This is a genomic window from Flavobacterium piscisymbiosum (assembly GCF_020905295.1).
Lineage (GTDB): Bacteria > Bacteroidota > Bacteroidia > Flavobacteriales > Flavobacteriaceae > Flavobacterium > Flavobacterium piscisymbiosum.
The window spans coordinates 4385459-4402390 of the sequence record NZ_JAJJMM010000001.1 but is presented as its reverse complement, the minus strand read 5'-3'; the positions used below and the strand labels follow the sequence as shown (position 1 = coordinate 4402390).

17 protein-coding genes are annotated in these 16932 nt (G+C 32.0%); 6 read left to right on the top strand and 11 right to left on the bottom strand.

What is annotated here, in order from left to right; all coding sequences use genetic code 11:
• Window positions 1-52 precede the first annotated feature (52 nt).
• Window positions 53-235 (bottom strand): CAL67264 family membrane protein, encoded by a 183-nt coding sequence (locus LNP81_RS18940; protein ID WP_035680915.1) that lies wholly within the window; start codon window positions 233-235, stop codon window positions 53-55.
• Window positions 236-303: 68 nt separating this feature from the next.
• Window positions 304-1308, bottom strand: coding sequence for a DNA polymerase III subunit delta (holA, locus tag LNP81_RS18935; RefSeq protein WP_230038531.1), 1005 nt, complete (start codon window positions 1306-1308; stop codon window positions 304-306).
• Window positions 1309-1387: 79 nt separating this feature from the next.
• Between holA and LNP81_RS18930 the strand changes: the two genes are divergently transcribed.
• Genes LNP81_RS18930 through LNP81_RS18920 form a run of 3 tightly spaced genes read left to right on the top strand, consistent with a single transcriptional unit; the run spans window position 1388 to window position 3752 of the window.
• A complete protein-coding gene (locus LNP81_RS18930) occupies window positions 1388-1834 on the top strand; it encodes a type I restriction enzyme HsdR N-terminal domain-containing protein (RefSeq protein ID WP_230038529.1) in 447 nt (148 codons plus the stop codon).
• A 30-nt stretch (window positions 1835-1864) separates the two neighbouring features.
• Entirely contained in the window at window positions 1865-2884 is a 1020-nt protein-coding gene (locus LNP81_RS18925; protein WP_230038527.1) for a glycosyltransferase family 2 protein, read from the top strand.
• A gap of 34 nt (window positions 2885-2918) precedes the next feature.
• Window positions 2919-3752 (top strand): OmpA/MotB family protein, encoded by an 834-nt coding sequence (locus tag LNP81_RS18920; protein WP_230038525.1) that lies wholly within the window; start codon window positions 2919-2921, stop codon window positions 3750-3752.
• 250 nt (window positions 3753-4002) lie between these two features.
• Here the strand turns inward: LNP81_RS18920 and LNP81_RS18915 are convergent, their stop codons facing one another.
• The 4 genes from LNP81_RS18915 to LNP81_RS18900 all read right to left on the bottom strand — a co-directional run bounded on the left by LNP81_RS18915 (window position 4003) and on the right by LNP81_RS18900 (window position 9605).
• The gene (locus LNP81_RS18915) at window positions 4003-5040 is read right to left on the bottom strand and encodes a carboxypeptidase-like regulatory domain-containing protein (RefSeq protein ID WP_230038523.1); all 1038 of its coding nucleotides are present in this window, start codon (window positions 5038-5040) and stop codon (window positions 4003-4005) included.
• Window positions 5041-5119: 79 nt separating this feature from the next.
• Window positions 5120-5740 (bottom strand): L-threonylcarbamoyladenylate synthase, encoded by a 621-nt coding sequence (locus tag LNP81_RS18910; protein WP_230038521.1) that lies wholly within the window; start codon window positions 5738-5740, stop codon window positions 5120-5122.
• Between the two features lie 184 nt (window positions 5741-5924).
• On the bottom strand, window positions 5925-8261 hold the full coding sequence (locus LNP81_RS18905; protein ID WP_230038518.1) for an ATP-dependent helicase: 2337 nt from the start codon (window positions 8259-8261) through the stop codon (window positions 5925-5927).
• A gap of 576 nt (window positions 8262-8837) precedes the next feature.
• On the bottom strand, window positions 8838-9605 hold the full coding sequence (locus tag LNP81_RS18900) for a sulfite exporter TauE/SafE family protein (protein ID WP_230038516.1): 768 nt from the start codon (window positions 9603-9605) through the stop codon (window positions 8838-8840).
• Window positions 9606-9731: 126 nt separating this feature from the next.
• On the opposite strand from LNP81_RS18900, the gene LNP81_RS18895 reads away from it, so the two are divergent.
• On the top strand, window positions 9732-10253 hold the full coding sequence (locus LNP81_RS18895) for a DUF7935 family protein (protein ID WP_230038514.1): 522 nt from the start codon (window positions 9732-9734) through the stop codon (window positions 10251-10253).
• 84 nt (window positions 10254-10337) lie between these two features.
• Here LNP81_RS18895 and LNP81_RS18890 read toward each other — a convergent pair whose 3' ends face one another.
• From LNP81_RS18890 to LNP81_RS18870, 5 genes are all read right to left on the bottom strand, one after another.
• Complete coding sequence (locus LNP81_RS18890; protein WP_230038512.1) at window positions 10338-11069, bottom strand: hypothetical protein; 732 nt, start codon at window positions 11067-11069, stop codon at window positions 10338-10340.
• Between the two features lie 18 nt (window positions 11070-11087).
• Window positions 11088-11540 (bottom strand): HAD family hydrolase, encoded by a 453-nt coding sequence (locus tag LNP81_RS18885; protein WP_230038510.1) that lies wholly within the window; start codon window positions 11538-11540, stop codon window positions 11088-11090.
• A gap of 19 nt (window positions 11541-11559) precedes the next feature.
• The gene (locus LNP81_RS18880; RefSeq protein WP_230038508.1) at window positions 11560-12501 is read right to left on the bottom strand and encodes an SRPBCC family protein; all 942 of its coding nucleotides are present in this window, start codon (window positions 12499-12501) and stop codon (window positions 11560-11562) included.
• A gap of 21 nt (window positions 12502-12522) precedes the next feature.
• The gene (locus LNP81_RS18875; protein WP_230038506.1) at window positions 12523-13425 is read right to left on the bottom strand and encodes a patatin-like phospholipase family protein; all 903 of its coding nucleotides are present in this window, start codon (window positions 13423-13425) and stop codon (window positions 12523-12525) included.
• Window positions 13426-13563: 138 nt separating this feature from the next.
• Window positions 13564-15624: a M1 family metallopeptidase gene (locus LNP81_RS18870; RefSeq protein ID WP_230038504.1), complete on the bottom strand. Its 2061-nt coding sequence runs from the start codon at window positions 15622-15624 to the stop codon at window positions 13564-13566.
• A gap of 67 nt (window positions 15625-15691) precedes the next feature.
• On the opposite strand from LNP81_RS18870, the gene LNP81_RS18865 reads away from it, so the two are divergent.
• Both LNP81_RS18865 and LNP81_RS18860 read left to right on the top strand, forming a co-directional pair.
• A complete protein-coding gene (locus tag LNP81_RS18865) occupies window positions 15692-16456 on the top strand; it encodes a Dph6-related ATP pyrophosphatase (protein WP_230038502.1) in 765 nt (254 codons plus the stop codon).
• Window positions 16457-16497: 41 nt separating this feature from the next.
• Window positions 16498-16863, top strand: coding sequence for a carboxypeptidase-like regulatory domain-containing protein (locus LNP81_RS18860; RefSeq protein ID WP_230038500.1), 366 nt, complete (start codon window positions 16498-16500; stop codon window positions 16861-16863).
• The last annotated feature ends 69 nt before the right edge of the window (window positions 16864-16932 follow it).

Genomic DNA, 16932 nt, shown 5'->3' with positions numbered 1-16932 from the left:
TGTAATTGATTTTGATATTGCAATTGAATTTTGATATTGTAATTGAATTTTGTTAAACTCTACCTTTCAACGCATTAAAAACCCAGGCATTAGCAAAAAATCCAACACCTACTGCGACAAATCCCCAGCCAGAAACATCTCTGTATCTAAAAGCGCCAAGACCTATAAGTAACAATCCCATAAGTACCATTATAAAAGTAGCCCATCCTAAAACGGTATTTTTATTCATTCCCATAATTGTGCAATTATTATTTTTAAAGTAGTAATTTTTTTAGAGACGCAAATATCGTGAATTTTCACGGCTTAATTAAATATTTTGTACAGCATTTCTTTTAATAAATCAGCCTGAGGTAAAGCATTCGCTCCTACACCTTTACTTTTGATATCTACATCACGCAATGCGCCTACGATTTGACTTACTTTTCGCATTGGATAATTTTTTATAGCTAAGTCGTATTCTTTTAAGAAATAAGGATTGACGCCAATTGCAGCTGCTACATTTTTAGGATTTTTATCCTTAAGTCCGTGATATTTTAAGAGCTGAATAAAAAATCCAAAAACCAATCCTGTTGTCATTACCAACGGATATTCTTTGGGGTTATGGGCAAAATTCTCGGCTATTTTATATGCTTTCAATTGATTGCGTTCTCCTATTGCTTTTCGAAGTTCGAAAACATTATAATCTTTACTAAAACCTATATTTTCCTCAATATGTTGCGGTGTAATGACAGTTCCCTGGGGTAAAATAATCTGTAATTTTTCTAATTCATTGTTGATTTTACTCAGATCGGTACCCAAAAACTCTACTAACATAGCATTTGCTTTGGGATCGATCGTGTATTTTTTTCCCGCCAAAACACGTTTGATCCAGTCGCCTACCTGGTTTTCATATAGCTTTTTACTCTCGTAAACGATTCCGTTTTGTGCTAATAATTTTGTTACCTTTTTACGTTTATCAAGCGTTTTGTATTTGTAACAAAAAACCAAAACGGTAGTTGTCATAGGATTATGTACGTACGACTCTATTTTATCAATTGTTCTTGATAAATCCTGAGCCTCTTTTACAATAACAACCTGACGATCAGACATCATAGGATAGCGCTTGGCTGTTGAAACAATATCTTCTACAGTAACATCCCGACCATATAAAACCGTTTGATTGAATCCTTTTTCTTCTTCCGAAAGTACATTCTGCTCAATATATTCTGATAATTTATCGATATAATAAGGCTCCTCACCCATTAAAAAATAAATTGGTTTGATATTTCCGGCTTTGATATCATTAACAATTTTTACAACTTCGTCCATTTATTTTGATTGAAGATTTTAGATTTCAGATTTCAGATTGAAAACCTTAATCTTTAAACTTATTTTATATTTTTGCGCTATGCAGCAATTAAATTTTCCTTCTTATACTTTCCGATTCAAAAATAGCGAAAATAAAGTGTCTATTTTTGATGAAATCAGGAAAAAATTTATCATTCTTACTCCAGAGGAATGGGTACGCCAGCATGTTGTTCATTATTTAATGGATGAAAAAAAATACCCTAAATCATTAATCAACGTAGAGAAGGTTTTAACAGTCAACGGGTTAAGAAAAAGATACGATGTTGTTGTCTTTAATCCGGATGGTTCTATACATATATTAGTAGAATGTAAAGCGCCAAGTGTAAAAATTTCTCAGGCAACTTTTGATCAGATTGCCCGTTATAATATGACAATGAAGGCACGGTTTTTGAATGTCACAAATGGTCTAAATCATTTTTATTGTCAAATGGATTTTGAAAATGAAAAATATGAGTTTCTAAGAAACTTGCCGGACTACAAGGAATAAATAGTATTAAAAACAAATAAAAAGTTACTTTTGGATAAAATTGCTGTTGTCATTTTAAATTGGAATGGAGTAAAATTGCTGGAACAATTTTTACCTTCTGTTGTAAGATTTTCTGAAGGAGCACACATATACGTGGCTGATAATGCTTCAACAGACGATTCTGTAAATTTTATCAAACAAAATTTTCCCACTATTACAATTGTAGAAAATAACGGTAATCATGGCTTTGCAAAAGGCTATAATGATGCCTTGCAACATATTAATGCTGAAATTTATGCTTTAGTAAATTCAGACATTGAGGTAACTGAAAATTGGCTGAAACCGATTATTGAAACTTTCGATAAACAAAAACAAACTGCTATAATTCAGCCTAAGATACTTGATTTTAAAAATAAAGAATACTTTGAATATGCTGGTGGCGCCGGTGGATTTATTGACAAGTACGGTTTCCCTTTTTGTCGTGGACGTATTTTTGATACTATCGAAAAAGACAATGGCCAATACGATGATAATTGTGAATTATTCTGGGCTTCAGGAGCTTGTTTTTTTATAAGAAGTGAAGTGTATCATGAATTAGGAGGTTTTGATGAAAGCTTTTTTGCACATCAGGAAGAAATTGATTTATGCTGGCGTGCTGCAAACGAAGGGCATATTATTAAATACAATTCGGGATCAACGGTTTATCATGTTGGGGGAGCAACTTTGCAACAAGGAAATCCTAAAAAAACATTTTTAAATTTTAGAAATTCATTATTAATGCTTGTTAAAAACTTGCCTAAAAAAGGTTTGTTTTTTGTGATTTTCTTTAGAATGTTTTTAGACGGTATCGCCGGTATCCGTTTTCTTACGCAGGGAAAATTTGCCCATACTTTTGCAATTTTGAAAGCGCATTTTTCATTTTATTGCATATCTTTAAAATATCTGCGTGAGCGAAAAGATTTTCAGATACAGCAATACTATACTGTAAAAAGTATCGTTTTCCTGTATTACATAAAGAAACTAACCGTATTTAAAGAAATCTTTAACAGTAATCAAAATATTAAAAACTAAATTTGTAATCAACGTTTAATTAAATATAATACCTATGAGAAAAATAGTAATTGCACTATCAGTATTAATGGCCTTAACTTCGTGTGTATCGAAAAAGCAGTACGCAGCATTAGAAGCTAAGAACAAAGAGACACAAGATTTATTAAACTCTTGCACAGTAAAACTAAATGCTTGTTTAGAGGAAAAAGCAGGATTAGCAGCTACAGCTGAAAGTTATAAAGCACACAATCAAGACTTAATAAGCACTTCTAAAGATTTAACTGTATTAACAACTAAAGGAGCTGAAAATCTTGAAAAATCATTAGAAAGTTTAAAAGAAAAAGATTTAAAAATATCTAGACTTCAGGATGCATTAACTAAAAAAGACAGTGTAACTTTAGCTTTAGTTACAAGCTTAAAAGGTGCTGTTGGAATTAATGATCCGGATATCGAAATCAATGTAGAAAAAGGAGTTGTATTTATTTCTATTGCAGACAAATTATTATTTAAAAGCGGTAGCTATGACGTAACTGACAAAGCTAAAGGTGTTTTGGCTAAAGTTGCAAAAGTAGTAAACGACAAACCAGATTTCGAATGTATGGTTGAAGGTCACACAGATAACGTTCCTTACAAAAGCAACGGAATTTTGTTAGACAACTGGGATTTAAGTGTTAAACGTTCTACATCTATTGTACGTGTGTTAACAAATGATCTTGGTGTAAACCCTGCAAAATTAATCGCAGCTGGTAGAAGTTCTTATGTACCATTAGTTGCTAATGATACTGCAGAAGATAAAGCTCGCAACAGAAGAACTCGTATCGTTGTTATGCCAAAAATCGATCAATTCTATGATATGATTGAAAAAGAAATGAAAAAACAACAAAAATAATTTTAAGTTTTTCACATACTTTATTAAACAGAAAAAGCAGGTCAATTGACCTGCTTTTATGTATCCCTAACTTTTTTAATAACCAATTAAATATAAATTAAGAATAGCATTATCTTTAAACTAACTAAATTTTAACTAATCTAAAGTTAGTTATTTATTTTTAACTTTTATATGATTTAAGTATTTTTTTACAAATACACTATATATAGACCTATTTAAATGCACTTAAGATAATGAAAAAATAATTTCATTACATGCCATAATTAAGAGGTAATAAATCGCCCACTTTCTTTTCTGCAATTCCGCCTAAAAATAGTATATTGTTAATGTTTGAATTATTACCATACTTGTAGACATAAAAACTATCTGTCAGGAAAACTATTTTGGATGCTTCTTTATTTTTGAACATAACATTGTAAGACGCTACTATATCTTTTATATTCTCTTCATTTTTCATTTCTCCTTTTCGTTGTGGAAGAATTTTTACTTTGACAAGATCATCTTCCTTAATAATTCCGAAACGTACATCTGGATCAATACTATCAGATTCATTAAATAATAAAAATTTATCTGATCCCCAATCCTTATTTGCCAAATTTCTAAAAAATTGAACTTGCGAACCTTCAAAAGCTTTTTCTCGGCGTTCTAAATTTTCTGCAGAATTATTAACTTCCTCGAAACGACTTACTCCCTGATAAAAATTATTTATTACATCTTTAGAATTCATACTGATTTTATCAAATACAATTTCAAATCCTACTAATTCATAATTAATTTTATATCCCAAAGAGCTATTAACTATAACCAAAGGTTTATTGGATGAAGCAGTCAGAATTAATTTTTTCTTATCGTACTTAAACTGAATGTCATCTTCATTATTTATTACAGAGGATTTTGCATTATTTGTTTTTCCTAAAAAGTATTCTCTAAATATTTTTAATTTCTGAGCTCTGGTAAACAATTCTTTTTGGCTAACGACGACTTCTTTAAGTTGATTTTTAGAAAGTGTCATTTTAATATTTAATGGCTTAGAAACGTCTAAACTAGTAAGATATTCTCTTTCATATCCCATGAAGCTTATTACTAAAACACTATTACTATTGGCTTCATAAGCTATAGAATAATTTCCTTTTGCATCTGAAATGGTTGCAAATGTAGTACCGTCAAAATAAATATTAACTCCTTCTAAAGGGATATTATCTTTACCTAAAATTTTACCTTTAAGAATGCTTTGAGAAAATATAGTAATAGAGGACATCAAAAATATAAAAAGATAGAGTTTTTTCATAAAAAACAAAAGGTTTGATTAATTTTTAGCTAATTAACCAAACCTTTTTATATTATCCTAGATGTTTTATAAATTATTCTTACAAAATATCAATATCTCCTTTTCCTTCTCTTATTATAACGGGTTCATGTTCTGACAAATCTATAATAGTCGAACCTACATTGTCTCCGTAACCTCCATCGATAACAAGATCTACAAGATTTTGCCATTTTTCAAAAATCAATTCCGGATCAGTAGTATATTCTATTACATCATCTTCATCACGAATAGAAGTCGAAACAATGGGGTTTCCTAATTGCCGAACAATCTCTAATGCAATATTATTATCAGGAACACGAATACCTACTGTTGTTTTCTTTTTAAACTCTTTTGGCAAATTATTGTTTCCAGGTAAAATAAAAGTATATGGCCCAGGCAATGCTCTTTTCAGGATCTTAAAAGTAGAGGTATCGATCTGGCGAACATAATCTGAAAGATTGCTCAAATCATGACAAATGAATGAGAAATTAGCTTTCTCTAATTTTACTCCTTTTATTTTTGCAATTTTCTCTAATGCGCGCGAATTGGTAATATCACAACCCAAACCATAAACGGTATCTGTTGGATAAATGACTAAACCTCCGCTCTGAAGCACTTTTACTACTTTCGCAATAGCAGCTTCACTTGGTTTGTCCGGATATATTTTTATGAACTCAGCCATTTTTCTTTTTAGAATAAAGATGTTAGATTATAGAATAAAGATTATTCTTTATCCATTTTAAAACTTTCAGTGTAAACAGTACTATATTATTATACCAAATAAATACAATTAAAAAAACTGATAAATTTTAATAAAATTAAGTTTCTCAAATCTTTTTTCTTGCATCTATTTTCTTTTTTCTCTTTTACCCAATAACGTCTAATTTCGCAAATCGAAGCAATAGCTTTTTAATTCCTCCGACTTCAAATTTTATTTCGGCTTTTTTATCAGCGCCAACACCTTCTAAATTAACTACTTCACCTTTTCCAAAACGTTCGTGCATTACAACATTTCCAATCGTTAATGAATTATCGAATAAGTTCGGCGCAGCACTATTAGGATTATTACCGGCAACAGGTTTCAATTTACGAATGTTCAAATCAGGTTTTGGCTGATTATCCGTAACGTGTTTCGGCGGCGTTGATCCAATAGGTTTTGCTAAACGTAATTTCGATTTATCTACATCTCCAAAAATATCCCCATCAATAGGTGATTTGTATCGGTAATTTGTTTCAGCAGGAGTTAAATATTCCAGATATTGTCCGTCGATTTCTTCAATAAAACGCGATGGTTCACTATCTGTCAGTTTCCCCCAACGGTAACGGGATTGCGCATAAGTTAAATAAGCCTGATGTTCTGCACGAGTTAAAGCTACGTAAAATAATCGACGTTCTTCTTCTAATTCACTTCTGGTACTCATACTCATTGCACTCGGAAACAAATCTTCCTCCATACCCACTACAAAAACATGAGGAAATTCAAGTCCTTTTGCTAAGTGAATCGTCATCAATGCCACACGATCTTCATCAGATGTGTCTTTATCTAAATCAGTTGCAAGCGCTACATCTTCCATAAATTCAGACAAAGCCCCTCTTGCACCATCAATTTCTTTTTGTCCTTCAGTAAAATCTTTTAAACCGTTTAAAAGTTCTTCGATATTCTGAATTTTTGCCATTCCTTCCGGAGTAGCATCTTTCTTTAATTCCTGAACCAATCCGGTTTTTTTAGCCACATAATCTGTGATATAAAAAGCATCCTGATTTTGATCAATCACCTGAAAACTCTGAATCATCGTCACAAAATCATTGATTTTATTCTTTGTTCCAGTGTTTAGTTTTAAGTCGATTTTATCAATATTAACCATTACTTCCCAAATCGAACGTTTGTAGTGGTTGGCAGCAATTGTTAGTTTTTCAACTGTCGTATCACCAATTCCACGCGCAGGATAATTGATCACACGAACAAGGGCTTCTTCATCTTTTGGATTAATTACCAAACGCAAATAACACAAAACATCTTTGATTTCCTTACGCTGATAAAATGATAATCCACCATAAATACGATACGGAAGATCACGTTTTCTCAAGGCATCCTCCATGGCACGTGATTGTGCATTGGTACGATATAAAATTGCAAAAGAACCATTGTGCAACTGGTTCATCATTTTTTGTTCAAAAATCGTACTGGCTACAAAACGACCTTCTTCGGCATCAGTCAAACTGCGATGCACTTTTATCTTTTGCCCAAAATCATTTGCTGTCCAGACTACTTTGTCCAGTTTTGTTTTATTATGCTCCATTACCGTATTAGCCGCTTCAACAATGTTTCTTGTCGAACGGTAATTTTGCTCTAAACGAAACATGATCACACCTTCATAATCTTTCTGGAAATTCAAAATATTATTAATATTCGCCCCACGGAAAGCATAAATACTCTGCGCATCATCACCAACCACACAAATATTCTGAAATTTATCAGACAAAGCCCTTACAATCAAATATTGAGAGTGATTTGTATCCTGGTACTCATCAACCATAATGTATCTAAAACGGTTTTGATACTTCGCTAAAATCTCAGGAAAACGAGTCAGTAATTCGTTGGTTTTCAACAACAAATCATCAAAATCCATCGCACCCGCTTTAAAACAGCGCTCTACATATTGCTGATAAATTTCTCCCAACCTTGGTCTTTTCGCCATGGCATCGGCTTCTACCAATTCCGGATCATTAAAATAGGCTTTTACCGTAATCAAACTATTTTTATAATTAGATATACGTCCTAAAATCTGTTTTGGTTTATAAACATCGCGATCCAGCTGCATTTCTTTGATAATAGACGAAATCAGTCTCGCTGAATCCTGAGAATCATAAATCGTAAAATTAGAAGGGTATCCCAAATGATCCGATTCTGCACGAAGAATACGCGCAAAAATCGAGTGAAAAGTTCCCATCCAAAGATTTTTTGCTTCGGGTCCACCCACAATATCCGAAATCCTGTGCTTCATTTCACGAGCAGCTTTGTTCGTAAAAGTAAGCGACAAAATGTTGAAAGCGTCAACACCCTGCGCCATCAAATAAGCAATTCTAATCGTTAAAACACGGGTTTTTCCTGAACCTGCACCAGCAATAATAATCATTGGCCCGTCTTTCTTCAAAACAGGCTGTCTCTGTGCTTCATTGAGCTGGTCAATGTATTTTTGCATGAAATTTTTCTCCATAATTGATGCAAAAATAAGAATTTAAAAAGAAAGTTCCTAAGGTACTAAGGTACTGAGTTGCTAAGTTTTTTTTGAAGCAAAACAATAGGCTTTTCATGAAACATTGTTCCCGCTTTCGGCTATATCTCTCCGTTCCACTGCGAGGATAACGCCTCTATCGGGGCTAGATTAGAAACAATTGGCATTTTTGAGAAAGATGCTAAGTTGCAAAGATTCTAAGATGCTAAGTTTTTTTTTTAGGAATTTAATTGATAAGACAAATAATTCATAAAGTCTTCATCGTAACTATTAGTAAAAACCTGAGAACCCAATGTCATTAAGTTAAGGAAAAATCTATAAAATCATTTAAGCATTTAATTAGAAAAATCCGTTTTATCAGCGTTTTCGCTTTAGGGAATCAGTAAAATCAGCGTCTAATTTTGACGCGGATAAGACAGATTTACTTCGTAAAAACGCGGATAAGAACAGATTTGATTTGCAATAATTTTATTTTCTAAAAGCTTAACTTAATGACATTGCCTGAGAACCTTAGAACCTAAGAATCTTATTGTCTTAGCACCTTCATTTATAAAATACATCATAAGCGAATCGTATCAAAGTCCCCACAACCACAATCAAAAAGAAAATCCTAATAAAACCATTTCCTTTATTAATGGCGAGTTTTGCACCAAGCCATCCGCCAAGTCCGTTGCTAATTGCCATAGGAATTGCGATCGACCAAATAATTTTTCCTTTGATCATAAACAAACAAATCGAACCAAAATTCGTTGCCAGATTTACCATTTTAGCATTTGCCGAAGCGTGCAAAAAATCAAAGCCTAAGAGAGCAATAAAAGCAACCACAAAAAAACTTCCTGTTCCCGGACCAATAAATCCGTCGTAAAAACCAACAATAACACTTATAACAACGGCATAAATAATTTGTGTTGTAGCTGAATGATCTTTGGCTACATGTTGACCAAAATTTTTCTTTGCGTATGTGTAAACAAATAATAATGATAAAACGACCAATAAAAGCGGTTTCATAAAATCATTGCTCACCAATGTTAATATAGTAGAACCTAAAAATGCCGAAGGAACTGCCAGACACATCATTATCAAAAGCAACTTCCTTTGAATTACTACTTTTTTCATGTATTGAAAAGCCGCAAAAGCTGTTCCGCTAAAGGCAGGAATTTTCAAAGTTCCTATAACTGTCGAAACAGGCAAATTGGGCAATAAAATCAATCCCATTGGTGTCTGAATCAATCCTCCTCCGCCAACAATTGCATCAATAAATCCGGCTGCAAATGCAGCTAAACAAAGAAAAAATATGATGTATGAATCCATTATTATTGTGTTTCAGGCGGTTTTAGAAAATCTCTACAAAAGTAAACTTCCATTTTTATTTATTACAAAAAAAATTAAAGTGGATTTCTCCTCAAAAAGTATATTTTTGTTGAAAATTTGAACCAAATGGATTTTAATAGAATTATAGAATTAGCCAGTTATACTTTACCAGCCATTGTTACCGGATTTGTGGCTTATCGTTTTTTTGAATTGCATATTAAAAACAATGATAAAAAACGTGCTTTTTTATTAAACAGAGAATATCAAAAGCAATCTTTGCCTATACGTTTACAGGCATACGAGCGCATGACTTTATATTTGGAACGCATCAATCTTACTAAATTATTGATTAGAGTTGCGCCAATATCAAACGAAAAACACGATTACGAAAACTTTCTAATCGACCAGATCGAGCAGGAATTCGAACATAATCTAACACAACAAATTTACATGTCTGATGAATGTTGGACAATTATTACAACTGCCAAAAACTCAACCATTCAAATCATCCGAAAAGCTGCCATGAGTGATCGTGTTGACAGCGGAGATAAATTGCGCGAAGTAATTTTGAATGATTTGTTAGAGAAACAATCACCAAGTAATGCTGCTTTAGCCTACATTAAAAATGAGGTTGCAGATCTTTGGTAGGATTTTAATTTTAGAATTCAGATTTTAGATTTTAGATTATGCTTTGGCGATCTAAAATCTAAAATCTGAACTCTGCAATCGTTTTTATTTCCACCAGTTTTGTTTTGGCTTAACTTCCCATCCATTTTTTATGTATTTTTGAGAGATACTGAGTTCTCCTGCTCCAATATCGAAATCGCAATTTACGTTGGGAACTCTATAATCTCCCCAATTGCAAATTTTATCTTTTCCGGAATTATTAGATTTCCATATACCAACAAATGCATTATTAAAATAGTTATCTCTGTAACTTTCAATAGCATTGTATTTGGCTAAATTATGTTTATCAATATAAAATATGGTTTGTAGTTTTCCCTGAAATTCTCCCGTATTTTTTTGACTTTTATTTTCAACAAATTTATAATTAGCCGCCAGTAATCCCTGGCTTTTTATCCCTGCATTTTTATATTCATCATCAACTCCAAATTTTAGCTTTTTAAGTTCTTGTATTTTCACGATGGTTATTGTACCCGTAAAATCACAAATATTCGATTTAACACTCGATTTACCATGAACTATATATTCTGTTTTATTTTTTTCATTTCTTTTAATTGATGTCAACTTTATCAATATTCTTTGGTAATTATCGCCTATAACGCCAACAACGGCGTTATTTTCAGTTGTATTCCATAAACCTGAAAAATCATAATTGTCATATTTATCGATTTCATTTTTCTGAAATAATTCTGAATTATCCCAAATAGAACTTCTGCATATATTACTCTGACTAAAGGCATTTATATTAAAGAAGAAGAGAAATACAATTATATTTTTCATATTTTTAGAATTTTATCTCTATGCTATTTGTGTTTTTAAATTTATTTCTTTCAAAATTATCTGAGTCCAATTATCATCTGTTTCAGAAATAATAATAGTTTTAAATCCATATTTTTCGCCTTCTCTTTCAACACCAACTGAATCATCTACATGAATATCAATATTAAATATTGGCGGAAATTTCGAGCAATAAACATTTGTTTTACGAAGTTTTTTTTGATGCTTTTGCTGATTTATTATAAAATCAACAGATATTCCGTAAGAATAAAACATCCATTTTATTCTGGATTCACTTCTGTACGAAGTCGTGTAAATATAAATTTTATGATTTTGTTTTTTTAATTCTTTAAACAAATTTATTGTTCCTTTCCGCAAACTTTCGACACTCAAAAACTGATGAAACAAATTCGATTTTTCTGCTTCAAACTTATTTGAGATTAAAGTATCATCAAGGTCAAAAGATATTATCATAATTCAATATCATTTAAATCTATTTTTCTTTAAATTCAATATTTTTCTTCAATGCATTTAGCAACTTGCTCTCAAAATCAGAAATAATATTTTTAGACCAAAATTCTCCATAAAGCGGAACATTTGTTCTGATTTTATAATCACAAACAAGAGTTAGTTTCGTTTTAGAAGCATTTATTTTTTCTAATTTATAGGTTATCGAGCTAAAAACTAAGTTTTTATTTTTAAGAACATGTTTAAACGTTTGGCTGCAATCCAATTTTGATTTTTCTACATTAATGGCAAAAGACATTTTTTTGAACTTGTCCAATTCAATAATCTTTTCATTTAATACAACTCCGTTATCAAAATAACCTAATCTTGTATTTGTTTTCGCATTATACTCTGATCTTACAGGATTGGGAAAACCTAAATAACTATACACAGAATTGTCAATATAGTTTGTAAGTTCCGGAACAGAAGATAAATTATTCCATACAACCTCGCTCGGAACGTTAATATTTACTGTTTGTAAAACTTGAAAAGCAGACTCCTTTTTTTCTACATACTTCTCGATATTCCCTATAATAATTGGAATGATAATTATAAATAAACTGTTTTTAGTAACCTTATTATAATCGCTTTCCATTTTAAGTCTAATAAAATATCTAAAGGCTAAACTTATCAAAATAGAAACCAATAAATATGGCGGAAGCAAAATAATTAAGCAGCCCAAATCTTCAAGCCTTGCTTTAAAAGCAAGATATAGAAATAAAAAAGAGCTTATTAAAGGAAATAATACCGCTTTTAAACAACTATTTGCAAAAACCCGCGGATCTAGCAGAAATGGTAAATACCCCATTATAACCGGAACAGCAATAAGATAACCTATTGAATTAAATTCAAGAATACCAAATTCGACTAAAATTCTAAAAGACATTGCGTAAATAACCGCAAATAAAATCCCGTAATATTGTTTCATTTTTAATTTACTCAGTTTAGGCTAAACTCTATTATCACTCATAACCTCAGACTTATTCTGAGCATATTCATACCCTTGCTCCCACCATTCTTTCATCACTTCTTTATTAAAAATTAGTGCATTATCTGTTAGTTTTGTGGGCGTGTAATATAAGTTAAGCTTTACATTCTTGTTGTTTGCCATAAGTTTTCCTATAGCAATATCGTGTTTTTCAACCTGATCAAGAGCAATCCTAAACAAATCTATCATAAGCGAAAACGGGTTTTTACCAATAACCGTTTTATTCATATTGACTTCGGTTTCAAGAATAATTACGTCAATTTCGGTAGCACCACGGTTAATCGCTTCACGAATTGGCACCAGGCTTGAAAATCCTCCGTCGCCATATTCGTAATTATCTTTTTCTACTAAACTCATAAACGGAACATAATTACTTGAAATCCAAGACCAATCGCAAAACTCTTCGTAAGTGCAATCTTTTATCGATTTATATTCTGATTCGTTTTTAGTAAAGTTGGTGACTGTAATAACAACATCGTTTTTCTGTTTCTTTAGCATATTAAAATCTGATAAAGAAAAGTTGTTCCTGATATATTTCTTAAGTCCTTTACTTTCTCCAAAGGTTCTTTTTCCTTTAAAAAACTGACGTAAAACATTGAAGTGATTTATAGTAACAATATCTACTCCTTCTTTGGTTTTAATCACAAAGGGACAAATATTGAAAATATTCGCCATAGTAACATTTGTATAAATAGAGTGAATTTGTTTAATATGCCCCAGGGCCAAATGCGGAATTAGTAAACTTCCTGTAGAAGTTCCCAGAAACAAATCGTATTCATGATTTTTTTCTTCTATTAAATATTGCGCTACACCACCGGCAAACGCGCCTTTACTCCCTCCACCAGAAATAACCAATGCTCTCATAAAATATAGTAGGTTTTGTTTTTGGATTTTTTTGAGAAAATAGAGTAAAGAATATAGAAAAAAGACTAAGAGATACGCGCGAAAAATCTATTTTCTTTGCTCTTTACTCTATTCTCTTTCTTCTATAATCTATATATTCTACTCTTTCAACAAACGATTCAATTGAAATTGTTCTTCGGGGTTCAAATTAGGCAAAATTCTTTCAAACGAAGCACGCATCTCAGAATTTTTTAATAAAACCCGAATTGTATCTCTTCCGTATTTTGAAAATTGCCACATATGATGCGTTGTTGCGCTAACTAAATTACTCAAAACCTGATCGTTAATTATTTTAAACGCAATAAGTTTTTCAAGTGCATTTTGTCGCGTTGTAGCTTCGTATTTTACAGATGAAAATGAAATTAACTCATTGGCCTGAACATCTGGATTATCGCTATAATCCGGAGTCGACAATGCTAATGAAAGCCATAATGTTCGAAGATTAAAATCGTTGAAACCAATCCAGTTTTTAGATTTGTTTAAATATTCTGTTCGATGATCCGGGAAGTTTTTCCATAAATAAAACAATGCAATTTCCTGTGTCTGATAGGATGTATCGTCTAGTAAGGTTTCATAATGTGTTCTAAAATCTTCCGGAATTTTCGACAATGATCCTGCAACAGCTTGTCGGACTTGCACATTGTTAGATTGCAAAGCGATTAGCAAAAGTTCTTTTTTTGCTTCGTACTTTTCAGGTTCTATTTGGTTTACAATTGCCTCTTTAACAGTTTCATGAACATTAGATTCTAACGTTTTTCTTAGAAACTCTATTTTCTCCGGCAATGGCGTTTTCTTTAGCTTGTCAACTTCTAAACGAACTTGAATTGCTTTGTTTTTACTCAATAAAGCATTCGCTGTTGGTGTATCAAAAGCAGTCGATTCTAACCATGTTTTTTGAAATTTATCCAAATCAAAATCAGATACTTTTTTTATTTCATCAAAGAAGTTTTGCGTGTTTACCGTTTGATAAGCGTATTTTTTCAAATAACTTTTTATTGCTTTTTTGAAGGCTTTATCACCAATAGATTCATGCAAAACAAACAAAGCCCAAGCACCTTTTTCGTAAAAAGTCAATGAACTCGCTTTGGCATTCAAAACCGGAACAGAATCGGTTCTTGAAGCAAATTTTATCTGTTGTGCCGTTTCATATAATTTCGAATATAAAAAATCATCTCCGTAAATTTCCCTTTCGGCCAATGCTGCATAATAAGTTGCAAAACCTTCCTGAAGCCAGTGATGTGTACTGCTTTCGGCTGTAATTAAATCGCCAAACCAATGATGCGCCAATTCGTGAGCATCAACATTTGTATAATTACGATCTGCAAAACCTATAGAATCAACAACATAACGCGTTGCAAAAAGTGTAGTGGTTGTATTTTCCATACCGGCATACAAGAAATCACGAACGGGAATTTCTCTGTAAATTTCCCAAGGATACTTCACTCCTATTTCTTTCTCTAAAAAATCAAAAATACGTTTTGAGTATCTGTAAGTAGGCTCAAAGCGGCTGGCATCTTTATTCTCAAAATAATATTCTAACGGAATTTTAGATTTTGCTTTAAACTCTTTTTTATCATACTTTCCAATAGCAAGCATTAATAAATAAGAACTCATTGGTTTTTCCATTTGATATTGCCAATTAATGGAATTTTCTTCGGGTTTCTTTTCTTTTAGAACTCCGTTTGAAACAACCTGATACTCTTTCTCGTATGTAATTCCTAAACTAAAAATGACTTTTTCGTTTACGTCATCAAAACTTGGGAACCAATTACTGGTATATCTTCCTTGCCCTTGCGTCCAGATTTGAGTTTCTGTATTATCAATATTTATAAAGTATAAAGCTTGTTTTGGTTTAACCGAATATTCGAAAGTCAATTGGTTTTCTCCTTTCTGAAAATGATTCACAATCTGTAATTCCTTGCCGGTATTAATATAAATAACGTCTTTACTATCAAGCTGAACTCGAGAAAATTCCATGTTTTTGGCATCGATTTTAATCGTATCAATAGGTTTTAAAACCTCGAATCGATAATCGACAATTCCGTAAACCGATTTATCTGTGGCATTTAATTTCAATTGCCCGTTAACCGATTTAAAATCGACAAATTGGGTTTGTTGTGCAAAAACGAAACTGGTAATAAATAGGAAGATGTATTTCATTGAAATAAATTTGAAGGCGAAATCCCAAAGTTACAAAGGTTTCACCAACAAATCGAATGAAATTTGTATGTTTACCTTAGAAAATTACAACAACGTGTCAATACCAAAAAAAGCCTTATTTAACTGGAGCAGCGGAAAAGATTCTGCTCTGGCATTATATAAAACATTACACAATCCTGATTTTAAAATCGAATATTTACTTACGAGTGTAAACCAGCAATTTCAGCGAATTTCTATGCACGGCGTTCGTGTCGAATTATTAGAAACGCAGGCTAAAAGCATTGGTTTACCTCTTAAAATCATGCAAATTCCTGAAATGCCAACAATGGAAGTGTATGAAAATGTAATGATTGAAACTTTAACAACATTAAAAAATGAAGGAATTACACATTCTGTTTTTGGTGACATTTTCCTCGAAGATTTACGCAAATACCGAGAAGATCAATTGGCAAAAATGGGTTTTGAAGGTGTTTTTCCGCTTTGGAAAATTCCAACACAAGATTTAATTCAGGAATTTATTTCGTTAGGGTTTAAAACAATGGTGGTTTGTGTAAACGAACGTTATCTCGATAAAAGTTTTGTTGGCCGAATTATCGATCAGGAATTCATAAACGATTTGCCGGATAATGTAGACGTCTGCGGTGAAAATGGCGAATTTCATACTTTTACTTTTGATGGTCCGATTTTTTCAGAACCTGTACAATTTGAAACTGGCGAAATTGTTTATCGAAAATACGAAAAGCCTAAAACCGAAGATTCCTCAAATACTGCTTGTGATACAAATGCCAGCGATGCTTTTGATTTTGGATTTTGGTATTGTGATCTAATTTAATAAAGATGAAAATATTCTATTTTAAAAAACTTTGCAAACTTATGCTATTGATAACTATTGCATTGATATGCCAGAGTTGTTTGGTAAGTCGATGCAAGAGACCACAAATTACGGGTTATATTTATGATTCTATCACTAGAAAACCAATTGAAAACTGCAAAGTTGGAGAAAATCTAACAGACACAAAAGGCTATTTTCAATTAAAAGAATTACGTTATTCTGAATTTACTTTTATAGGTTATGAAGCGCCGCCATTAATGGTCAATGAAGCAATTATTAAAGAGGGTTACGAAAACAAATCCATACAGCTATTTAATCCTTTTGGAGGCGGAATCAGAAAAGGAGCTGTTCATAATTGCGATACCATCTTCTTAAAAAAAGTTCCCATAATAGCTGTCGAAAAATAATTTACTTTTATTATTTATAGATTACCCTTCGACTTTGTATTTCATCCTAATCGCTATAATGGTGCTTCG